Consider the following 22,425-nt stretch of genomic DNA (forward strand, 5'->3'; position numbering starts at 1 on the left):
ACCCATGTAGAACATAAGGTTTCGGTTTTTGGTTGTTTTTATACTAAACAGCCTGCTTCATATTCCGCATTTCCTGAAGTGCTGTTTTGCTCTTCGCTTCGTCAAATTCACCTTCACTCTTCGCGACAACAATTGTTGCGATTCCATTTCCAATGAGGTTTGTAATCGCTCTTCCTTCACTCATGAAGCGGTCAACCCCAAGCAGCAGTGCTAGACCCTCTAACGGAATGACCTGTAGTGCCGCAAGAGTAGATGCAAGCACGATAAATCCGCTTCCTGTCACCCCAGCTGCTCCCTTTGATGTAAGCATCAGAACAAGGATAATAGTGATCTGCTGACCGATCGACAGGTCTACACCAAACACTTGCGCCAAGAAGACGACGGCCATTGATAAATAGATTGAAGTTCCGTCTAGGTTAAAGGAATAACCTGTTGGAATGACAAGACCAACAACAGACTTAGAGCACCCGTAGCGTTCCATTTTATCCATCATTCTTGGCAGCACGGATTCTGAAGAACTTGTGCCAAGAACAATCAAAATTTCATCCTTGATAAACCTTAAATAACCTAGCAGGCTGAAGCCATACATTTTACAAATGATGTTCAGCACAACGAAGATGAACAGGAACATCGTCATATAAACGGAGAGCATCAAACTTGCCAGCGGTTTAATCGATGCCAGCCCAAAGTGTCCGATTGTATAAGCCATTGCCCCAAACGCACCGAGCGGCGCAGCACGCATGATATATCCAATGATTTTAAAGAAAACAAGTGACAGCTTATCAAGCCATTCGATGATGCCTTTCCCCTTCTCGCCAAGAGCAGCGAGCGCAACACCGAATAAAATAGAGAAGAATAAGACCTGTAAAATATCACCCTTTGCGAAAGCATCAACCATGTTAGATGGCACGATGTGTGTAACAAATTCCATCCAGTCGATACCCTGTCCGCCATTTTGGGTATATTGTGAGACATCCCCTTTTTCAAGCTTGCTATAGTCAAGACCTGCACCCGGCTTCATGATATTCACAACAAAAAGACCGATGACCAGAGCAAGTGTCGTGACGACTTCAAAATAAATAAATGCTTTTCCCCCAACTTTTCCAACCTTTTTCATATCCCCCATCTTGGCAATACCAAGAACAATGGTTAAGAAAATAATTGGTGCAATGACCATTTTAACGGCATTGATAAAGGTATCACCAAGCGGCTTCATTTCTTTTCCAACGTTTGGCCAAACCATCCCGACAATGATCCCGATGATGACAGCTGCAATCACCTGAAATGTCAGGTTCTTCAAAAGCCTTTTCATAAAAAATCAACTCCCTTACCCTTTGATGTAAACGCTTAACTATTATCTGTAGATAAATGATAGCGATTTCATCAAAGGCTGTGAAGCTTATGGACATATCGTACATTTTGGTCTTTTTGGTCTCTTAGTCAGAATGTACGATATATTTATTCACAGGCCGTCCAATCCCCCCATATTGCATATCTAATTTCAGCTCGCCTTCTTTGACGAGGAAGTCTAAATACCGGCGTGCCGTGACGCGGGCAATGCCAAGTGCATTGGCGACTTCTTCTGCAGACTGCGCGCCTTCCTGCAAGCCCATATACGCTTTAATTTCGTTCATCGTATGCACATTCAGCCCTTTAGGAAGCCAAGTATCTTCCTGCTTAACAGCAGGCTTTCGTATGATATCATCGAGCATCTCCTGAGAGAATTCTGCTGCAGTTTGGATTTTTGATTTAAACGCCTTATAGCTTTCAAGTGATTCTTTCATTCGTTCAAATTTGAATGGTTTAATAATATAATCCCGCGCACCATTTTGAAGCATGATGCCGATGGTCTCTTTGTCCTTCGCTGCTGAAATGACAATCACGTCCACTTTCATCTTCTGTTTTCTGATGTCTTGCAGCGTTTTGACGCCATCCTTTTTTGGCATATATACATCAAGTACCACGAGGTCTGGACGAATTTCTTTGATCAGCTGGATGCCCTGCTCCCCATTCCCAGCGACAGCTGCAACTTGAAAGCCAGGAACACTCATAATGAACTCTTTATTCACTTCTTGCACCATCGGGTCATCTTCAATTAACAGCACCTTAATCTGAGTCATCTGTCTCTCTCCTCTATGGTCATTGGGAATTCGATTGAGAAGGTGGTACCAATGCCGATGCTTGATGTGACCTCTACACTTCCCATCCCTTTGTCGATAATCGTTTTTACAATATACAGGCCATAGCCTGTTCCGCCCTCTTTGCCGTGTGTGAAGCCTTTATCGAAAATAGAAGGAATCAGTTCCTCTTCGATGCCGGAGCCATTGTCTTCAATTAAAATCGCAAGAACATCCTCCGTTTGATCGATACTAATGGAAATGACTTTTGTGTCTCTTTCTACAGTATCATACGAGGCAAAGGCGTTCTCAATGAGATTTCCAAGCAGCTTCGTCATATCATGCTGATCAAGCCGTTCAGGGAAATCACGCAGACAGCTATGTTCATCTACTTCGACCATGATGCCAAGCTCCTTGCCCCTTCTGATTTTGCTCATCAATAACCCTGCGACAGCATCATGCTCTATGACGCGATGAAGAAAGTCCGTCACATGTTCCTGCTCCTCTGTCGTTTGAAAGGCTAGATCGAGCGCCTGATCGGCTTTACCAAGCTGAATCAGCCCGGCAATCGTATGAAGCTTATTCATATGTTCATGGTTTTGCACCCGCAAACCGTCCACAAAGTTCTTAACCCCTGTGAGCTCCTCCGCCAATTTTGCTGCTTCTGTCCGGTCCTGAAAAATGGCGACCGCTCCGATGATCTTCTTTTTCATGACTATCGGAATCCGGCTGCTCATGATCCGCTTTCCGCTCATATGAATTTCTTCATTGTAGACAGGTTCTGCGCGATCAATAATTTCAGGAAGTCTCGTATCAGACAGCACACCCCAAATATTCCGGCCCACGACATCACCTGTTACGCCAAAAATCTGCTTCGCCTTCTCATTAAAAATGGTGATCATGTGCTGATTATCAATGGCGATGACCCCTTCATTAATAGAGTGAAAGGTTGCAGTGCGTTCCTCTAGCATTCTGACAATCTCATGCGGCTCCAGCTTAAACATTTGCTGTTTAATATGACGGGCGAGCAAAAATGAACCCACAAGCCCAAAGCTGAGCGTCAGCAGGAGAATCATGAGGATATCCTGCTTCATTTCTCCTAATATATCTGCCATACTTGGCAGAGTTCTTCCTACAAGCACAACCCCTGTTTGATTAAATTGATCATCCTTGACTGGATAAAAAGCTCTGATGGCTGTTCCAAGCTCTCCCTCTGCTTCTGAGAAATAAATATGCTCTGCAAAAGCCGGCTCTTCATCAGTTCCTTCTGAGCGCTGGCCAATCCTCGTTTTCACTGGATGCGTTAATCTCACATGATCCATATCCATCACGACAATATAGTCAGCATCTTGAATAATCCGAATCTCTTCGATTGCATGCTGTAACTGATCACGATCCTTTGTCTGATCAGCTAACGCCCGCTTCACCTCATTCATCTCAGCCACGGTTCTCGCCGTGTTCATGAGTCTTTTTCGAAGCTCCCGTTCCTCTGTTTGCTGAATTCCCCCAACAAGAACAATTCCTCCGATTAAAAGGGCGAAAATGACAACGAAATATGTGAGGATGGTAAGCTTCCATCTAATAGATAATTGTTGTAATTTCAATTGATTTCTCATCATTTTTTCACCTGTATCTTTACGAATTCTCCCTCTGTCAAGTATGCTTGACATAAGGGGGATCTGACGCATGAAGAATTTACTCGCTTATACACTATTGCTCATGATCGGTTTTGTAACCGCTTTATACTTTGGTTTTTATCATATGATGCCAAAATCAGCGACAACCTTTGATGATGAACAGACAGGGCTGAAGGACCAGCTTGTGTTCAAATTCAGCCATGTCGTGGCAGACAATACACCTAAAGGACTTGCCGCAAAGAAATTTGCTGAGCTCGTGCACGAAAAATCCGATGGAAAGATCAGCATTCAAATTTTCTCCAACGGAAGCCTTTATTCTGATATTGAAGAGATTAATGCACTCGAAGAGAATCAAGTTCAATTTATCGCTCCGTCTACCTCGAAGCTCGGCATGCTGTCCCCTGAGTGGCTGGCACTTGATCTTCCCTTTGCTTTTTCAAATTACAATGCGGTTCAAGAAGGCCTGCACGGTGCAATTGGACAAAGGTTGTTTGGCACGCTGCAAAAAGATGGATTAAAGGGAATGGCTTATTGGACAAATGGCTTTAAGCAAATTACCTCTAATAAAGGGCCCATCCAACAGCCGGCTGATTTAAAAAACCAGTCTCTCCGCATTATGCAAAGCGACATGATTGAAAAACAATTCAAACTCCTTGGCGCAAAGCCCTATCAGGAATCATTTAATTCAACGTTTCAGCTATTAGAAACCAAAAAAGTAGACGGCGAAGAAAATACCATTTCAAATATTTATTCAAAAAAATTCTATCATATACAAGACTATATGACGATCAGCAATCACGGGTATTTAGGCTATGTGGTCTTAACAGATCAATCCTTCTTTGACCGCCAGACACCCGAAACGAAACGAATTTTACTTGAAGCCATGGAAGAAACAACGGCTTGGAATGAAAAGCACGCAGAACAGATGAACAAAGATCAGCTGGAGGACATTAAACGTGAATCGCCGATTGCCATTCATGAATTGACGCCAGCTGAAAGACAAAAATGGATGAAAGCCCTTGATCCTTTGTATGATGAAGCCGAAAAAACGATCGGCTCCACCCTCATCAAACAGATTCGCGAACTGCGTGCACGTTATGAACACTCACCTATTCATGCTTTTCAGGAAGAGGATGAGAGCAAATAAAAAATCCCTTTGATATGGGATTTTTTTTATGCGCCGGACTCACTCTGTTCTTGCTGCGTGAGCTCTTCTAATCTTGTTAAAATTCTTCGCTTTCGGTATTGCATCATGCCTGTTTCGGCAATTCCTTTTAATTGTGAGCGGTTCGAAACGGCACCAAACAAAATCCCAGCAATGGGCACAAGCTGAAATAGTTTCTTCCAGCCGAACGAATCCCGGTAATTATAGACGACCTCACGCCACCCTTGGATTTGGGAAATCATGTTTTCATGTTTCCCTTCGGATGCATGATAGCTTTTCAGCTCTTTTAGAATCGATTTCTTTCCAACGACATCCGCAGAGTTCAGCTGCAAGCATTTAATGATGAAGACCCGCTCCTCTTTGTTTTTAGGATCATAGCCATAGGTGACGGCAATATCCTGTAATGTTTTCAGAGAGAGACCCAGCACCGCAGGAATATCAGCGGCTAGCGTAAACATTCCGCCGACACCAGTTGTCGCCCCTTGCACCGTCGCGAGATTCGTTCTGTTTTTCCCCATATGTTCACTAATGGCATCCATCATTTCGATCGGGGCCTTTCCAATATCCTCTATGCGCTGAATGGATTCGCCCTCACACTTCTTTTGAAATTGATGAATGATGCTTTTTTCCGACGTCAAATAGGCACCGCCAGATTGAATGTAATGACCCATTTCGTCTAGCAGCACACCGATTTTTTTCTGAATAAAAGCAGGCGTCAGCTTGTCCAGCATTTGAAATGGAAGGCGGCTGAGCTTCTCCCAAAACCATACCTTTTGCTGGTCTTTCTCCCACTTTTCAATCTCCTTTAATTGTGCTTTTAGCCATTCTCTTTCCTCCATGTCATATGCCTCCTTAGATGCCGCTGAAGTATTTGTCTGTTATTATACACAATCCTTGTCCATCATACGTATAGAACATTGAAGCGGTTCCGAAAGGTTTTAATCTTTTTCAAAACGGTTATTGCTTAATAAACAAACAAAAGAGGAGTGATCAACATGTTAGGATTTCTAATTTCATTAGTTGTGGCGATTGTCATCGGTCTCATTGGGAGTGCACTCGCTGGAGGCAGTGTACCAGGAGGATGGATCGGCTCAATGATTGCCGGGTTTGTAGGCGCTTGGATTGGTCATGGATTACTTGGAACGTGGGGTCCTAGTCTGGCAGGCTTTGCGATCATTCCAGCGATCTTAGGAGCAGCAATCTTTGTCATTATTTTAAGCCTGATCTTCCGCAGCGTGGGATCAAGGGTATCTTAAAAAAACAAATAAAAGAGGAAGCAGTAGGGACACCGTCTAAGGGGCGGTGTTTTTTATGTTGCGCGTTGACAAGGTATCTATTTTTTTCACTTACATATGATAAACAAACCTATTAGTTCAGATAGTTGACTTTTCATGAAGATGGGCATATGATGATTAAAAATTGCATGAAGGAAACTTTTTGTGCCCAAGCAAAACTTTGTAGAATCTAGGTGATGACATATGACAAACAAATACATCGAGGCACAGGCACACATGTCAGCGGCAGCTGAGCGTGCACTTGAAGGTAAGGTCAAAGGATTTAGAAGGCTTCTTCCTTTTCTAGGCCCTGCTTTTATCGCTGCCATTGCATATATTGATCCAGGGAATTTTGCCACCAACATTGCGGCTGGCTCTAAGTATGGATATCTTCTCTTATGGGTCATTCTTATATCAAACCTTATGGCGTTGCTCATCCAATCCTTATCCGCAAAGCTTGGAATAGCGACAGGGAAAAACTTACCTGAAATCGCACGTGAAGAGTTTCCGAAACCCGTCTCCATCGGTTTATGGATTCAGGGCGAACTCGTTATTATTGCCACAGATTTAGCTGAGTTTATTGGAGCGGCACTTGGTTTATACTTGCTCTTTCGGATTCCTTTGCTTGAAGCATCTATTATTGCAGCCATCGGATCATTTGCGATTTTAGAATTGCAAAGACGGGGATATCGAGCATTAGAAGCCGGCATCACCGGCATGCTGTTCGTTGTCGTGATCGCTTTCGCTGTGCAAACCTTTGTCGCCAAGCCTGATATGGCAAGTGTCGCAGGCGGGCTTTTCATTCCAAAATTTGATGGCGCAGATAGTGTACTGCTTGCAGCTGGAATTTTAGGTGCCACTGTAATGCCGCACGCGATTTATTTACATTCAGCATTAACCCAAAGAAGAGTCGTCGGCAGAACGGAAAAGGAGAAAAAACAGATTTTTCGCTTTGAGTTTTTAGATATCCTCATTGCGATGCTAGTTGCTGGAGCCATCAATGCCAGTATGTTGATTGTGGCAGCCGCTCTATTTTATAAAAATGGTCTTTTTGTTGAAGATCTGGATGTTGCGTTCCAGCATTTTAACACACTCGCAGGTCCTGTATCAGCTATCTTATTTGGTGTAGGCCTGCTTGTAGCCGGACTATCAAGCTCTTCTGTCGGTACATTGTCAGGCGATATCATTATGCAGGGTTTTATTCAATACCGCATTCCACTGTATGTCCGCCGGCTGATTACCATGATTCCCCCTATTGTGATCATTGCATCTGGGGTGAATCCGACATCCGCACTTGTGATGAGTCAGGTGGTCTTATCCTTTGGTATTGCCTTTGCTTTAATTCCGCTCATTTTATTTACAAGTAAAAAACGAATTATGGGCGAATTAACGAATGCCCGCTGGGTAACAGGAATATCTTGGGTGATAGCAGCTCTCGTTGTCGCACTCAATCTCTTTTTAATTGTGGATACGTTTATGTAAAAGACAGTAGTGATGCTGTCTTTTTCTTTTCATATGGTTATGGTAAAATTCCCCTGAGAGGATGTGGGCACATGTTTTTTTATCAGGATCAAGAGATAGCTATGCGGCTGCTTGAGCCAAGAGACGCACGAAGTCTATATTTGCTCATCCAGCGGTCAAGAGAGCATTTACGTGAATGGATGCTTTGGGTGGATTCAACGAAAACAGAGGAAGACAGCATGGCGTTCATTCAAGGCGCAATGCAGCAAGCCTTGCAGAACAACGGTTTTCAAGCGGGCATCTGGTCACATGGAGAGCTTGTCGGGATCATCGGCACCCACCAAATTCATTGGATCGACAGGACTGTTTCAATTGGCTATTGGCTCGGAGAAGGCTATCAAGGAAAAGGCATCATGACAAAAGCGTGCAAAGCAGTCATTCGTTATTTATTTGAAGAATGTGGACTGCACCGCATTGAAATCAGGGCTGCTGTCGATAACCTGAAGAGCAGACGCATCGCAGAGCGATTATCCTTTTCGCTTGAAGGCATTTTGAGACAATGTGAATGGCTGGGCGACCGCTTTACGGATCATTGTGTATACGCCCTTTTGCAGCCTGAATATATGAAAGAAAAAACGCATTCTATGAATCAGCCCACGTAATTGTGTCGATTGCATGAATTATTTTACAAAGTGAAGCTTTGTAGTATCGGTTGCGATCAGCATCTGATAAAATAGAAGGAAAAATCGAGGTATGAAGTATGTCTCTTATTATTTTATTTTACTTATGGATTGTCCCTTTATTATTTGGCATTTTCTTCTCATTCTTAACAAAGAAAGCCACCTACAAACGCCGCTTTGTCCCATCATATAGCATGGCAGGACTCAGCATCGTTTTTCTCATTCTGGCACTTGTCTTTTCAGCCAGCCATTTTCTATTCATTTGCGGTATGTTCCTATTTGCCACAACCCTTGTCGGCACAGGCATTCCTTTATTTTTAGCCTTTACAAAAACACCATCATAAACAAAAACCACCTTTTCGCAATGGAAAGGTGGTTTCTTTTTTATTGATTTGGCATTCTGTAAGTCACAGTGGCATCTTGATTGGCTTCAATCGTTTTCACAATGTCTTGAAGGACCTCTGCTGCACGATCATTTGAGTCATACTTACCGAGAGTCTTGACCCAAGTATCGCTTCCTGCGATCATCCCTTCAATCTTTTTGCCGGCTACTGTGATTTCGTGGACATGAACGAAACTTTGCTGGTTTTGTGTGAAAATCCATAGCATGGTTTTAGCTCCTTTTTTGTGGTGATTGGATTAGTTTAACATGTAATTTCCAATTATGAGTGGGTGATTGAGTTTGCAAGTGCATTTTCAGTTTAAAAAACCTTGATATTTCGTAAAAAAATCAAGGTTAACATAGTATCGTAATCTTTTAGTTTTTATGTCATCATTTAGACGTTAAAATTACATAGGTTCTTTTACTGGCAAAGCTCCATTCATTATTCTTTTATTAATTGTTCACTTTCACTCATCAGATATAGCATCGTCGTAATCCTGTAATTCTTCCATTATTTCTTTTAATCGCTCAATACTATTGATCAATTCATCGTAAGAAATTTCTTGATAATTAAATATTCCTTCACCATATTCATCACTATCAAAGATTTTCACATCCGCTCCCAAATTCAGTAAAGCATCAACTAATTCCTTTAAACTTTCCATACTATCAATATCATTTGCATCCGTTTCGGAAAAAAAGTCCTTGTTTTCAATCCCACTTTTTATATCTGTAATTCCTAAACCGGTGTACTTTCTTAAAGGTAATACATATTTATTAATTGGACCTTTTGAGCTTATCTTAATAGCTATCTTACTCATATTTTTCCTCCCTATTAAAATTCCTCTAAATAATCTGGATTAACAGGTCTACCAGGTGCATTTTTGCTATAACTTCCTCCATGCCAACCCTTTAAATGTTCTCTTCCAGTCACAGGATAAATTAATTCTCCTCTATTACTGATATGTGGATAATTCATAGCATTGTAAGTATGGTGTCCGATAATGGATTTCCCATTATATTGTGGTTTTTTGCTTTTTAAAATCTCTTGTTTTTGTTCATTAGTCCAATTCCTTGTTGTAGATTCTCCATCTAAAATTCTTTTCTTTTCTTGTTTCCAGAATTCAGTAACCCCTGCAGCCCTTCTTTTGGAGAATCTTTTATCCCATTGATATCGTTTATACTCTTCCTTTGTAACAGTACGATTTTCAATCTTTTCCTTTATTTTCTTCTGCTGATTCCGACTTAACGATTTGTAAGGTGTAACTTTTGTAGTTAAATCTAATTCTACTTTCTGTACCCTCTGAGCAATAATTTCTTCACCTACTGCTACTTTTTTATTACTCAAAGTTTTTTCTGTACTCTTAATCCCCATCTTCCCATGAAACCCTTTAGCCCCAAACGGCAAAAGCATCCCCAGAGCCGCGTTCATACTCGCTTCCTGCTGTTCTTTTGAGATCTTGTTTCCAAACATATCTCGGCCTGTGATCGCTTCGCTGAAGCCGTTGGTGGCGGTGAGGCCATATAAACCTTTTTGAGATGTTTTCAGGGCGTCAAAGGATTTTTGTGATGTCTTGTAGATATCGACCGCCCTGACTGCGGCTGATGTGGCTTGGGTCGTTTTATAGACAGCTTTCCCGCCTTTGAAAATGCGCCCTGCCCAGCCGACGATTGGGATGTAACCTGCTGCTGCCATGCCGCCTGCAGCGACTCGCTGTCCTGCGGTGAGTTCCTCGCCTGTGATTGGATCAATGCCCGTTGCGGCACGTTTTGCATCGTTCACACCTGTCAGTTCATTCACGATGTTTCCACCATAATCGAGTGCTTTTTCATACCAAGGACGGTTGGCGAGCGCTTCTTGTTCCTTCGCAATCTTTCGGGCTTCTTCTTGTTCTTTTTTGATTTTCAGATATTCAGAAGTTTGCTTCTCAATATCGCTTTTTGCCTTGTAGATGTCGCTATTTTGATACGCTTTCTTATCAAAATTCATAGGCGAAATCGCTTTTCCGTCATTTGTCGCATTCATCATTTCAGCGTACAATGCCATTGTAGCTTGCTGCTCCGTCTCTGACAAAGCATATTCATCTTTTAAATTTTGATCAAGCTCTCTTAGTTCTTTGACTGTCTTTTTTCGTTCATCTTCCGCATCTTCTATTTTTTCATCAAAGGTTTGGCTATCAAATACCTCTAGGGAAATGAGGTCATCAATATCTTGAAAAATCGTTTTGAGTGCCTTTTTTTGATCCTTCACAATGCTTTTGGCATTCTTGATGCCCATATGTACTGCGTTGTCTAAAAAGTGTTCTTCTACAAAGGTATCGCCGCCAAAGCTCGTATCATCCAGTGTCCCAGAAACACCTTCATGAAAGGCTTTTTGTTTATCAATGAAGCTGATAAACATGTCTACATTTCCAGCAAGCTCTTTATAGAAACTTTTAATATTATCTGCACCTTTCCCAGTGAAATCATCACCGAGATTGGCCACACCTTGTAATGCCTTTTTTAAATCTACCATTTGTTCGCGGAGTTCCTGGTAGTGTTTTGCCCTTGTGTCCATGGCACTTGTTAGTGCTTTTGCATCAAGTATCTTGCCCAGAAGAAGTCACTCCCTCCATTATTGATCATAAAGTCTATTTTACCTTTCTCAGCGAATTGGAAAAATAGGCTTTAAGTTACAAAAATAATTTCCATATATTTTTAGAGGAAATAAAACAAGTGATAATTGAAATATTTTTTCTTTCATCACAAAAAAGTCAGTCCTCTTTTGAGAGGACCGACTACATTTTGTTTAGAAAAAGCGTTTTAAACTTTTCTTGAGTGGAGGGATATCCAGCTCGCCTTTTTCAAAGAATTTTTTCAGTAAGTACTTACTAAAACCGGCTGCTTGTGTGTACGTAATTTTCCCAGGTAACGGCGGTTCATTGGTGACAGCAACATCAATAATGACGGGTTTATCAGATTGAAGGGCTTCACTAAAAGCTGGAGCTAGTTCTTCATGTGATGACACGGAGATTCCTTTGCCGCCGCATGCTTCTGCAAACTTAGCAAAATCAATATCTTCCAGCTCTATACCATAATTGATGTTTCCTTTTACCTGTTGTTCATATTCAATCATTCCAAGGTTGTTGTTGTTTAAGATCACAACAACGATTGGCAGTTTATATTTTACCGCTGTCACAAAGTCTTGCATGACCATTGTGAAGCCACCATCACCACAGACAGCAACCGCTTGACGATTCGGTTCATTTAACTTAGCAGAGATCGCTCCAGGCAAACCACAGCCCATTGTGGCAAGCCAGCTGGAAATGATGAAATCCTGCTGTTTCATTTCGAAATGTCGTGCCATCCATACGGTCACATTCCCTACATCAACAGAAAGAATGGCGTCGTCTTCGACTGCTTCTTCTAGTCTAGCAATGACTTGCTGCGGTTTAAGCGGTGATGTGGCAACGGATTTTTCCTTATCCATTTCTTCTCGCCATTTCATCATATGCTCTGTACAAGCTTCAAGGAAACCACGCTGCTCTTTATATTCAATGTAGGAGGTCAGTTCCTGCAAACCACTCTTGCTGTCACTCACGATTCCTACGTCTACTGGATATCTTTTACCGATTTGATCTGGTTTAATATCCAGTTGAATGGCAGGTGTGTCCTCTGGTAAGTAGTCTCTATACGGAAAGGAAGTTCCAAGCATAATTAAGAGATCACACTCTTCCATCGCTTCATAAGCTGGCTTCGTTCCAATTTGACCTAGGTTTCCTAAAAAGTATGGATGCCTGTCTGGCACAACCCCTTTTGCAGGAAGTGTGATGACAATAGGTGCAGCAGCCTTTTCTGCAAATGAAAGAAGCTCTTCTTTTGCATTTCGTAATCCTTTACCTGCTAAGATGACTGGCTTCTTCGCATTGTTAATTAGCTGTGCTGCCTTTAGCAGTTGATCTTTCTTTGGCCGTACCTCTCCCTCAACATAAAGAGGAGATGTATAAACAGGCTTACGCTTAATTTTTTGAGAAAATAAGTCATCTGATACGGTGAGAACAGCCACCCCTTTATGGGTATAAGCTGCTTTAATGGCTTGATTCAATAAATCAGGCAGAGCTTCTGCTGTTTGTACCTGCTGATTAAAGACAGCGACGTCGTCAAACATCCGCTCTAATTTGATTTCTTGAAATGTGTCTCTTCCTACTTCATTCGACGCAACCTGCCCTGCAATTGCTAAAACGGGTGCGCCATCTGCTTTTGCATCGTATAGTCCATTTAATAAGTGGACAGCACCCGGTCCAGCGATGGATAAGCAGACACCGAGCTTACCTGTTAGTTTGGCATCAGCCGCCGCTGAGAGTGCCGCCACTTCTTCATGTCTCGTTTGTATAAATTGTATTTGGCTTGATTCATGCCTAAGCTCTTCAATCAATTCGTTTATGCTGTCGCCGGGCATTCCATAAATATGTTTTACGCCCCACTCTTCCAGTAGCGCTGTTACTTCTTTTCCTGCGGTTCTTTGCGGCATGTGAGAAAACTCCTTTTTTCTTACTCCATACCACCGCACCCTTTTGATCAAACGTTTCAACTTGCTGCTACTTTTTAAAATGATATGGAAGGGTGGCGACCACAATATCCCGTTTCCATAATAGACGGAACCTTAATAAAAAGGCAGATTGGTTATGCAAGATCGTATGCCATCTTTTTTTCGGGATAAATTGAGGCACAAGCACCATCACTTTATATTGATGCGCATTTGCTTTTGCCTCAACCGTTTCAAGAAATTTATCAAGCGGATGAATAAGACTTCGATAAGACGAATGCAATATCACAAGCCGCACACCGCTGTTCAGTTTTTCCCAATCCGCTTCAATTTTCTTATCTTTTTCTTTATCAAAAGATACATGAACTGCTATGACTTGCTCTGATAAGGATTTTGCATATTGAACAGATTGCTCGACGACACGTGTTACTCCTGCTATTGGCACGATGACCACATTTCCTTTTATCTCAACAGGCTCTGTTTCATTCATTAAACGCAATTGTTCTCCAACAGACAGATAATGCTTTTTAATGGAATGAAAGATCAATAGCACAATTGGCATGAAAACAAATACTGGCCATACAAGATGGAACTTGGTCAAAATGAGAATCATGAGAACGGTGAAAGAAATCAGTGCTCCGACTATATTGATAGGCATTTTCGTTTTCCAGCCCTGCGGTTTTTCACGAATCCACTTCACACACATACCGGTCTGTGACAACGTAAATGGAATAAATACACCGACGGCATATAGCGGAATGAGGTGTTCCGTTTTCCCATCAAATAACCAAATGAGCAGCATAGAAGCTACACCTAAAAAGATAATGCCATTAGAGTAACCGAGTCGATCCCCTCTTACAGTAAACATGCGCGGCATATATTTATCCTTTGCTAAGTTGACCGCCAATAAAGGAAAGGCGGAAAAACCGGTGTTTGCCGCTAATATCAAGATTAAAGCTGTGACAGCCTGAATGACATAATAGAAAAATGTACGTCCAAATGTATCTGATGCAATTTGTGATACAACCGTTTCTTCTGGCTTTGGTGAGATGCCAAAACCAAACGCAAGCAATGTTACACCCACAAATAAAACAGCTAGTAATCCACCCATCATCAATAATGTTCTCGCTGCATTTTGTGCAGCTGGTTTTTTAAAAGATGGAATGGTATTTGAAATGGCTTCTACCCCAGTCAGTGCTGAACAGCCAGACGAAAATGCTTTTAATAAAAGAAATAATGTAATGCCAGGTACATGTGTGCCGATCGCTGTATGCTCAGGTGCTGGCGGGATGCCTCCTGTTAATAATTTAAAGCCTCCGACTCCAATTAGTATAAGGAGTGATAATACAAACAAGTATACGGGATAAGCCAAAATAGATGCTGATTCTGTCAATCCACGAAGGTTAAGCACCATAATCAAGATGACCAATACAATTGAAATCAACACATGATATGGATATAGTGCCGGAAAAGCCGATGTGATGGCATCAGTACCCGCTGATATGCTCACTGCTACAGTCAAAATATAATCTACAAGCAATGATCCGCCAGCGACCAGTCCTGGTTTTTCACCTAAGTTTCTGCTAGAGACAACATAGGCCCCTCCGCCTTCTGGATAAGCATAAATAATTTGACGGTAAGATAAAATTAACGCCATTAAAAGAATTAATACACAACCTGCAATCGGGAGTGAGTACCAAAATGCAGCTGCACTAACGACTGAAAGAACAATCAAGATTTGTTCTGTACCGTATGCAACGGATGACAATGCGTCTGATGACAATAATGCCAATGCTTTGATTTTTGATAGTTTTTGTTCTCCTGCTGCCTGTGATTTTAATGGTTTCCCAATTAAAATACGCTTCATCAAACTGTACATGTGATGCCCGCTCCTTTAGTGTCAAACGTTTTATGTTACAAAAGATGGATCGCCAAAAAGACACAGAGGCAATAGAATGCCCCTGCGTCTATTGTTTAGATCACAGGTTGGTCTTTGCTCTCTTTAACGCTTACGAGGTTAGCTGACGGATTCGGGCGCATGAGACTTTGCCCTACCTAAAAAGGATTCACCCCATGTGGTGTCTTGCACCACTAATGGTTCCCCCGCTCATCGAAATGATTCAGCGATTGGTCTTTTATAAAAGAGATCATACTCCCGTTTGACACCAAAGTAAAGACATTTTTTCATGGTCTTTTGATCGTTTATCAATCAGTCTTATTGCGGTTTTTTCGCAGGAAATAAATAATCAGCCCGACCACAAAAATAATCAGCACAGCGATACATGCAAAGTAAATCCAAGAATCATCGATGCCTTGCTTTTCATCTTTTTGGAGATCATTTGTTGTGCTGCTGACCGTTTGATGATTAGAGAACATGTCTTTGTTTCTGCTCTCGATTGCGACTGTTGCCGTTTCCGTATTGGTTTGCAGGAAATGAAGCACTTCATGTGAAAGATCAGCATCAGCTGCATTCATTCCTGAAAAGACGGTCATTGTCTGTTCTTTATTCCATACAGATGGCTGCGTCCATACAATTCGAGCAGTCGTTTCGTTGATCATGCCAAAGGAGGATACATCATACTGATCCTTTTTCACTGGAACGATGAGATCGCCTGCCTTTTCTTTTAAAAGAGAGAACGTTTGAATGCCCCCGATGAAAATGAGAGAGTGATCTTTCAATTGATCTTTTGTCACATTTGAATCTTTGATCAAATGATATTGGGCAGCTTCCGGCTGACTAAATGATTCTGTCAGCATCGCCATTTGATTGATCGTTTCTTGCTTGATTTGATCTGGCATGATGATCAATGTTTTTCCTTGCTGCGTTTTTGATGTGAAAGGAAGCGGCCATGCGGCTAAATCCGGTGTATCACTAGTCGTACCTTCTGGTATTTGAAGAGAGCTTTTCTTATCAATGTAAATCCAGCCTTCTTCATCCGTATGTCTGCAGGATTCCATGTTTTTAAAGCCTGTAGTAACAAATTGCAAATCAATATATTCGTTCTTTTGGAGTACTTGTGAATCTACTGGAATTGACACATGATAGAATCCATTCTCATCTTTGTTTCCTAGTTTTGTTAACGGTACATCGTGTGGCTCGTTATTCATCATGACTGTTAAGCGTTCCGACTTGTTCGCTGTATCAGATTTTTTAAATGATAGATTTAGCTTTGCACCTGATTTTTGATTAGCGATCAATGCCTTCGGATAATAGTAATGTTCAGACGACGTCTTTTTGGTTCCAACTGTGACATCCTCTCCACCGAAATCTTTTAAACGAATTTGATGAGATGGTTTTGATGCTTTAGCCGTAACCTTTTGAAGCAGTAAATCGCTACCAGTGAGCTGACCAGTCAGTTCTGGTTGAGTCAGGACATTGATTTTTTCAGCAATTGTTTTTGGCTGTTCAGCAGTGACAAATAAAATGGGCTGTTCTTTTTTCTTTCCTGTCAAGGTTCTCACCGCTAATGTGAGCTGATTGCTTGCTGTTTTCATTTTTGCAGCTTGCTCGATCGATTTCACTCGTCCATCCCAGTTTCCTTTTGCTCCCACAGCAATGGTTGGATGCGCGATTTGCTTGATGTCCTTTTCTTGGACAATTTTGAGGGATGCTTGGCGGTCTTTGTTTTTCAACGTACGGTATACTTTCATAGCCGCTTCTAATTCAGCTGCTTCCGGTGAATTTGGAATCACAATATCTGTTTGTTCTTTCTGATCACCAGTTTGAATGAAAGGTGAAGGGAAGCTGTCTAACGTCACGTCTTTCGTTTGAGTTCCTTTGAAAGCCAGCTCACTTTCAGGATATACTTTCAGCCAGTTGGCAGGTGTCTCTTGGTTGATACACACACCTTCTTTTAACACGCCATAAAATGCGAGCTGAATTTGATGAGAACCTTTTTTCAATTGCGATTTGCTCAATTTGATTTGAATCGACTTCTTTTGGTTTTTCCCTGTTACAGGAATGGTTTTTTCAATTTCTCCATCAATCATGACTGTGAACGATGATGGCGAAATGAGTAATGGTGATGCCTCTATATTCAATGTAAGGATGCTAGACTCTACTTTTTCTTTCTCTATTTGATAGGAAAATTCAGTGCGGTCTTCTTGTCCATACAAGGTCACTACATCTTCTGATAATGCTTGCGTTTCTGTTTGACTTCCTTTTGACGAGCGAATCCAGTCATCTTTCACTTGTACTCGATTTGATTGTGCCATTGCTTGACCCGCCATGAAAAAAGGCTGAATGGCAAGGGATATCATCAATATAAAAATCATCCATTTTACCGATTTCAATTTGTCACCCGCTTTTCTTTTGTTGTTGATCGTATCGCTCAGTTTTGTACCATTTTACTTCTTGTTTGAATAGACGGCTCTTTACCTCTACACATAAGGAGTACACGACTAGCGCAATCCATACTTGAGAATAAGTGAAGTACATGAGCGCCACAATGAGTATATTTTGTTTGGTGAGCTCTGTTTTCTCAATACTTAGTGTAATCATCACTTCTGTTAGAAAGAGGAAGAAGGCCAATCCCCACAGGATCAGTGCAACAGCTCCTACAGATAAGTGAAGGTCAACAAATAGGTTCACGATAAAGATCCCATTTGAGAGCAGGACACCGAAGAAAAATAAGAAATACGTAAAGAAGAAATAAAACAAATCAAAAATCATTCGTTTTCGTTTCAGCTTCATAAACTGTTTTAAAAATTTGAGTACAACATATTGATTACCTCGTGCCCAGCGCGTTCTTTGCCGCCACCAGACTTTCCACGTCTCAGGCTCTTGTTCCCATGTAATCGCAGCCGGGAAAAATCGAATGACATAGCCAAGGTTATAGACACGAATCGTTAATTCGGTGTCCTCAGCCAACGCATGAACATCCCAGCCGTCAAGCTCTTCTAAAATGTGCCGGCGGATGGCGAAGTTGGTGCCCGGTATTGTCGCAATGCCAAACCACTTCCATCTTCCGCCCTGCGCCATCCATTGAAAGCAGATGGTCTCAATATTAATAAATTTGGTCAGGAGATTTTTGGCTGCATTGATGACCCTGAATTTCCCGACAACAGCGCCTGCTTTTGGGTCATTCAATAAACCAAGAACCAAATGATAGACGGCCTTTTGTTCGGGCATGTTATCTGCATCGTATACGCAGATAACTTCTCCTGTTGAAGCCTTTAAGCCTTCATTCAGTGCAGTGGATTTTCCCTTTCCTGCAAATGGCGGCTTCGTTTCAATCATATGGACATGATCATATTGTTCACTGAATGACTGCACGATGTCCCCTGTTCCATCAGAGGAATTGTCATTAATCACAATGATTTCAAGGAGATGTTTAGGATAGGATAGCTGGACCATTGCTTTTAGCGTTTGCCGGATGACAACTTCTTCATTATGTGCAGGAATCAGAATGCTGACGGTCGGCAGTTCTTTCCCTTGTTTCGTCCATTCAGGCAGCACTTTTTCGTAGGTCAGGTAGTGCTGAAAGCCGCCCTGCATGAGAAACATGTGGTATAGGAGCATGATCCAAATCAATATTAATGAAAGATAAAATAAGACATCAGCCACCTAATTTTCTCTCCTTAAAAATTCGTTTTTTCATTGTCAGCCTTAAATACAATGTGTAAAAAGCAAATGCCGCAATAAACAGCATCACCACGACTGTGAGAATTCGCAGCATATTTTCCATGCCGCTTCGTTTAACTGTTTTGGTTTCTGCTCTATTGGATTGTTCTACTTGAATATGTCCATTCCCTGATGTTTTGATTTGTACATGTGGTGTTTGGACTGTTTGTTTTGTTTTCTTTAAATCCAGCCATTCACTAGAAGGAATTGCATCCATCAGCGTCATCAGATTCTGCAATCCAGTTATTCCCGATTCCACATCATAGGACAGCCCGATTGCGGCTGATTGAAGATGCTGGATGGATTGAATCTTTTGTTCTGTTAAAATATTTGAACCTTCTTGGTCAGACGCTGGCTCTACTGATTGCTGAGGATATAAGGTCATGCCATGAAGCATGGCGGGCTTCGTCACGAACGGCGGAGCACCGGCTGTTTTCCAAGTATGGTCCGACAGCTGTACCTGTCCAAACAGACTGGACACATGCCTTGATATCACTTCATAGCCTTGTTGAGATATGGCATCATGCGGCACCTCGAATGCCAGTGGATAGAGACCTTGCTGCGCAAGAAACTCAATGCCTTTTGTCAGTTTTTCTTCTGTATAGATGGTTTCTTGCTGCTGATTCGATCTCGTATAAGCATGGAAGTCTTTTTCATTCGAAAAATGGCTTTCACTTAGCTTCTTCTCGATTTTTTTTGGGTCATTTGACGTAATGGACTGATCATTCTTTGCATCCCAGAACTCAAAGTCCTGACCAGAATCCTCTGTTCGATACGTACGGCTAAATCCATGAAGAATAATGCTGGCTCCATTACTTTGCAATTGTTTTAACACTTTTACGAGCTTCGGGCGGTCACTCAGTGTCACTTCATCGCCTGTTGTTCGATCCACCCAAACAGGGGTTACCGCTATCAGAAACGGGATATGCCGAGTGGATACATATTGTCCAAGCTCAAGCAGCTTCTTTTCGTCAGTGACAGGACTGATGTTCCCAAGCCTTAAGTACTTTGTGGTCAGCTGATTAGAAGAAGGCAGGTGTTTTTCTAGCACTTCTGCAAGAAGCTCGCTGTGCTGCACGACATTTAAGAGTCCAATATAGGCCGCACCTTCCTTTGTTTGAATCACAAATGGAAGATCAGCTTCATGCTTCTTCAATAGAAATTTCCTTTGCAAGTCTGCCCCTTGAACCGTTAACGCAATGATCCTTTTCTCTAGCTGACGGTATGCTTTATCATCTGTATATTTGATTTGACTCGTGTGTTCTTGTTTATGAAAAGTAAGCTTGGAAAATGGGCGCAGCTGGTCCGCATTGTATCCAATGGCTATGATCTTCTGTGCTTCGTTCATTACACGAATGGTCTGTTTTGGTAAGGTTCTCTTTATTTCCCCTAGATAGATGACTTGCTGAAATTCACTAATCTTCTTTTCAGCCAAATGTTCATCAGATACAATCGTCGTCTGTTGGGAAAAATGTCCGGCGAGTAGATCCAGCATATGCACTGCTGGAGTCACTTCTCCTGATTCTGTCGAATAAACGATCAGGGTATCTGGCTTGGCAAGAGCGTCGGCTGAAGCCATATATTGAAACGAAAGAATCAAAAAAAGAGCAATCATCAAACAGCATTTCATTAAAGAATTAAAGTTCATTCATCATCATCTCTTTTTCTAGTTCTTCTAAAAATTGTTCTGGCGTGCGATACTCCGAACTGCTTGTTAAATGACAGACATGAAATGTCAAGGTGACTTCACGACCGTTTAACAGCACATGCTTTTTCAATTTATCCTTTAGCTTCTCAAGGACGACAGAGACATTTTCTTCGGGTGTGTGAGTAAGCAGCAGGCCTATTCGTTCTTCAGATAATCGAAATTTCTTATCGGTTTCTCTGACACTTTCGCGAATCTTGTTACTTAATTGCTGAAATAGGTGCTGCATTTCTTTTTCTCCATATAACGATTTGAATTCTGCTGCATAATGGATGTGAAGAAGGATAAAAACGAATGGCTGTTTGTAACGTTCTGCCCGTTTCATTTCCTCAGACAATTCCAGCCTCATCCGTTCTGCATTGTCAAATCCAGTGGTCGAGTCAATCGCCACAAATTGTTTCATCGCCTGCTTTTGTTGTTCAATGGTTTGCCGCATCGTCTTGATCCGCTCATGCAAGCTTCCTGCTGAAATCGCGAAAAAGAGGAGGGCTGCGCCCCAAATCACCACATCTTGCAATGTTTGATTGGAAAATAAAGGGTTTGTGTGGCCAAGCTCTGTAAAGAACATAGCGCTTCCTATAAAGAACAGCATCAGCAAGGTAAAAATTAATGCTGGTAAGATGCCAAATAAAATCCCGCATCCTAACACGACAAAAGTCAGTGTAATCATCAAAAAGCTCTCTGCATCATGTACGCCAAGGTAGCCCATAAACAAAATAAGACCTGCAAACGTGAGGAGCAGAGAATAGTATAAACGATACGTATTACTGAATAACCGATTCATTAAAAAGCTCCCTTTCTGCAATGAGAGGCAATAAATTGTCAAATGAGTGTGTGTCTTTTTCGTTCATGTACCCTCCATAATAATCCTTGAGAGGATCTTGAATTTGTAATTCTTTCATGCGGTCATACACCTCTTTTGCGAATTCCGGTTCGTTTCGTTTAAGAGCATACAAGATGACCAGTGCATATACAGAAGGCGATTCATACGTCACTGCTGGCTGCAATGTGCTCAGTTTATATCTACCGTACAGCTTTCCTTCTTTTTTAAAAGTCGTTTTAAGCCATTTCATGATCGCGGACGTACTCACCTTTGCACGATCGGCATGTAGAGCCGTATAGAGTTGATCAATCATATTGATTTCTCGATCAAATGAATAGGCTTTTTTCTTTATGTCATAGGATTTAGGAAAGAATCCTTTTTTTCTCGGTGCTTGTTTTAGAATGGTCAATTGGTTACTCGTCATTTGTTTCGTGAATATTTTGAGGGATTCCAATTCTTTGATTGCTTTTGGGTCTAAATATGAGAGTGTGATTGTGTGTGAAGGTCGATTTGTTGATGCATCATAATAATCGGACAAGATGCCTCTATACATATTTTTGTCTTTTAACGCTTGTGCGATTTCTTTTGCTGTGGTTTGATACGCTGCATTCTTCCATAAACGATCTGCCTTTTGAAGTGCCGCCACTACCCGTAAATCATCAACCAAGGCATTGGCCTTACTTTTTTGATCAGATTCGATTTGCCAGCTGAGAAGATGATGATCTAGTAAAAATTCATCTTGCAGGACACCAAATTGTTGGTCAAACGAATTTTGGTCTTTTTTTCGAACAAGATAATCCATCCAAAGCCCAAGCGATTCAGATAAGTAGATGTGCTGCTCTGCAAATGAAGTGCGAATCATGCCTTGATCTGTCATGAGGTGATGAGTAATAAAATATTCTCCAGGCAATACAGGCTGTGGTGATACTGGATAAGCTGATTCCTTCTGCTGCTTCCAGGTACATCCGCCTAGTAGAATGACAATGAGTAAAACAATACCTATGCGATGTATGGGTGTATCCATTCGTATCCC

Annotated in this window: 19 protein-coding genes and 1 riboswitch; of the genes, 5 read left to right on the forward strand and 14 right to left on the reverse strand. The window is 41.6% G+C overall.

Features of this window, described 5'->3' with window-relative positions; genetic code table 11:
- Positions 1 to 43: 43 nt before the first annotated feature.
- The 3 genes from dctP to AAZR19_RS11440 all read right to left on the reverse strand — a co-directional run bounded on the left by dctP (position 44) and on the right by AAZR19_RS11440 (position 3,736).
- Positions 44 to 1,312, reverse strand: coding sequence for a C4-dicarboxylate transporter DctP (gene dctP, locus AAZR19_RS11430; RefSeq protein ID WP_041107478.1), 1,269 nt, complete (start codon positions 1,310 to 1,312; stop codon positions 44 to 46).
- A 124-nt stretch (positions 1,313 to 1,436) separates the two neighbouring features.
- On the reverse strand, positions 1,437 to 2,120 hold the full coding sequence (locus AAZR19_RS11435) for a response regulator (protein WP_034283970.1): 684 nt from the start codon (positions 2,118 to 2,120) through the stop codon (positions 1,437 to 1,439).
- Positions 2,117 to 3,736, reverse strand: coding sequence for an ATP-binding protein (locus AAZR19_RS11440; protein ID WP_434703198.1), 1,620 nt, complete (start codon positions 3,734 to 3,736; stop codon positions 2,117 to 2,119). Before AAZR19_RS11440 ends, AAZR19_RS11435 begins: the two co-directional genes overlap by 4 nt.
- 67 nt (positions 3,737 to 3,803) lie before the next feature.
- On the opposite strand from AAZR19_RS11440, the gene AAZR19_RS11445 reads away from it, so the two are divergent.
- Complete coding sequence (locus tag AAZR19_RS11445; RefSeq protein ID WP_434703200.1) at positions 3,804 to 4,901, forward strand: DctP family TRAP transporter solute-binding subunit; 1,098 nt, start codon at positions 3,804 to 3,806, stop codon at positions 4,899 to 4,901.
- A 26-nt stretch (positions 4,902 to 4,927) separates the two neighbouring features.
- Here AAZR19_RS11445 and AAZR19_RS11450 read toward each other — a convergent pair whose 3' ends face one another.
- Positions 4,928 to 5,758 carry an EcsC family protein gene (locus tag AAZR19_RS11450; RefSeq protein ID WP_434703202.1) on the reverse strand — a complete coding sequence of 277 codons (831 nt, stop codon included), beginning with the start codon at positions 5,756 to 5,758 and terminating at the stop codon, positions 4,928 to 4,930.
- Between the two features lie 156 nt (positions 5,759 to 5,914).
- On the opposite strand from AAZR19_RS11450, the gene AAZR19_RS11455 reads away from it, so the two are divergent.
- The 4 genes from AAZR19_RS11455 (at position 5,915) to AAZR19_RS11470 (ending at position 8,678) form a co-directional block, all read left to right on the forward strand.
- Positions 5,915 to 6,175, forward strand: coding sequence for a GlsB/YeaQ/YmgE family stress response membrane protein (locus AAZR19_RS11455; protein ID WP_024427360.1), 261 nt, complete (start codon positions 5,915 to 5,917; stop codon positions 6,173 to 6,175).
- A 222-nt stretch (positions 6,176 to 6,397) separates the two neighbouring features.
- A complete protein-coding gene (locus AAZR19_RS11460; protein WP_218677436.1) occupies positions 6,398 to 7,675 on the forward strand; it encodes an Nramp family divalent metal transporter in 1,278 nt (425 codons plus the stop codon).
- Positions 7,676 to 7,746: 71 nt separating this feature from the next.
- The gene (locus tag AAZR19_RS11465) at positions 7,747 to 8,316 is read left to right on the forward strand and encodes a GNAT family N-acetyltransferase (RefSeq protein WP_041107486.1); all 570 of its coding nucleotides are present in this window, start codon (positions 7,747 to 7,749) and stop codon (positions 8,314 to 8,316) included.
- Between the two features lie 98 nt (positions 8,317 to 8,414).
- The gene (locus tag AAZR19_RS11470; protein WP_008346966.1) at positions 8,415 to 8,678 is read left to right on the forward strand and encodes a hypothetical protein; all 264 of its coding nucleotides are present in this window, start codon (positions 8,415 to 8,417) and stop codon (positions 8,676 to 8,678) included.
- Between the two features lie 40 nt (positions 8,679 to 8,718).
- On the opposite strand, the gene AAZR19_RS11475 is transcribed toward AAZR19_RS11470, so the two are convergent.
- From AAZR19_RS11475 to AAZR19_RS11520, 10 genes are all read right to left on the reverse strand, one after another.
- Positions 8,719 to 8,943, reverse strand: a complete 225-nt coding sequence (locus tag AAZR19_RS11475; RefSeq protein ID WP_041107488.1) for a hypothetical protein — start codon at positions 8,941 to 8,943, stop codon at positions 8,719 to 8,721.
- A gap of 240 nt (positions 8,944 to 9,183) precedes the next feature.
- Positions 9,184 to 9,537, reverse strand: a complete 354-nt coding sequence (locus AAZR19_RS11480; protein WP_041107490.1) for a hypothetical protein — start codon at positions 9,535 to 9,537, stop codon at positions 9,184 to 9,186.
- A 14-nt stretch (positions 9,538 to 9,551) separates the two neighbouring features.
- Positions 9,552 to 11,312 (reverse strand): T7SS effector LXG polymorphic toxin, encoded by a 1,761-nt coding sequence (locus AAZR19_RS11485; protein ID WP_434703404.1) that lies wholly within the window; start codon positions 11,310 to 11,312, stop codon positions 9,552 to 9,554.
- Positions 11,313 to 11,504: 192 nt separating this feature from the next.
- The gene (locus AAZR19_RS11490; RefSeq protein ID WP_041106467.1) at positions 11,505 to 13,226 is read right to left on the reverse strand and encodes a pyruvate oxidase; all 1,722 of its coding nucleotides are present in this window, start codon (positions 13,224 to 13,226) and stop codon (positions 11,505 to 11,507) included.
- A 67-nt stretch (positions 13,227 to 13,293) separates the two neighbouring features.
- On the reverse strand, positions 13,294 to 15,120 hold the full coding sequence (locus AAZR19_RS11495; protein ID WP_024425576.1) for an APC family permease: 1,827 nt from the start codon (positions 15,118 to 15,120) through the stop codon (positions 13,294 to 13,296).
- Between the two features lie 112 nt (positions 15,121 to 15,232).
- A riboswitch (cyclic di-AMP (ydaO/yuaA leader) is annotated at positions 15,233 to 15,377 on the reverse strand.
- Positions 15,378 to 15,446: 69 nt separating this feature from the next.
- Positions 15,447 to 17,534, reverse strand: coding sequence for a cellulose biosynthesis cyclic di-GMP-binding regulatory protein BcsB (locus tag AAZR19_RS11500; RefSeq protein WP_326349986.1), 2,088 nt, complete (start codon positions 17,532 to 17,534; stop codon positions 15,447 to 15,449).
- 4 nt (positions 17,535 to 17,538) lie between these two features.
- The gene (locus AAZR19_RS11505) at positions 17,539 to 18,762 is read right to left on the reverse strand and encodes a glycosyltransferase family 2 protein (protein ID WP_302852357.1); all 1,224 of its coding nucleotides are present in this window, start codon (positions 18,760 to 18,762) and stop codon (positions 17,539 to 17,541) included.
- Positions 18,763 to 18,799: 37 nt separating this feature from the next.
- The gene (locus tag AAZR19_RS11510; protein ID WP_076840760.1) at positions 18,800 to 20,512 is read right to left on the reverse strand and encodes a DUF2334 domain-containing protein; all 1,713 of its coding nucleotides are present in this window, start codon (positions 20,510 to 20,512) and stop codon (positions 18,800 to 18,802) included.
- Entirely contained in the window at positions 20,502 to 21,353 is an 852-nt protein-coding gene (locus AAZR19_RS11515; RefSeq protein WP_076840759.1) for a diguanylate cyclase domain-containing protein, read from the reverse strand. Before AAZR19_RS11515 ends, AAZR19_RS11510 begins: the two co-directional genes overlap by 11 nt.
- Entirely contained in the window at positions 21,334 to 22,416 is a 1,083-nt protein-coding gene (locus AAZR19_RS11520) for a glycosyl hydrolase family 8 (RefSeq protein WP_087975245.1), read from the reverse strand. Before AAZR19_RS11520 ends, AAZR19_RS11515 begins: the two co-directional genes overlap by 20 nt.
- Between the last annotated feature and the right edge of the window lie 9 nt (positions 22,417 to 22,425).

Source organism: Bacillus sp. Je.9.29.b, from assembly GCF_051129925.1.
GTDB classification, from domain to species: Bacteria; Bacillota; Bacilli; order Bacillales; family Bacillaceae; genus Bacillus; species Bacillus safensis.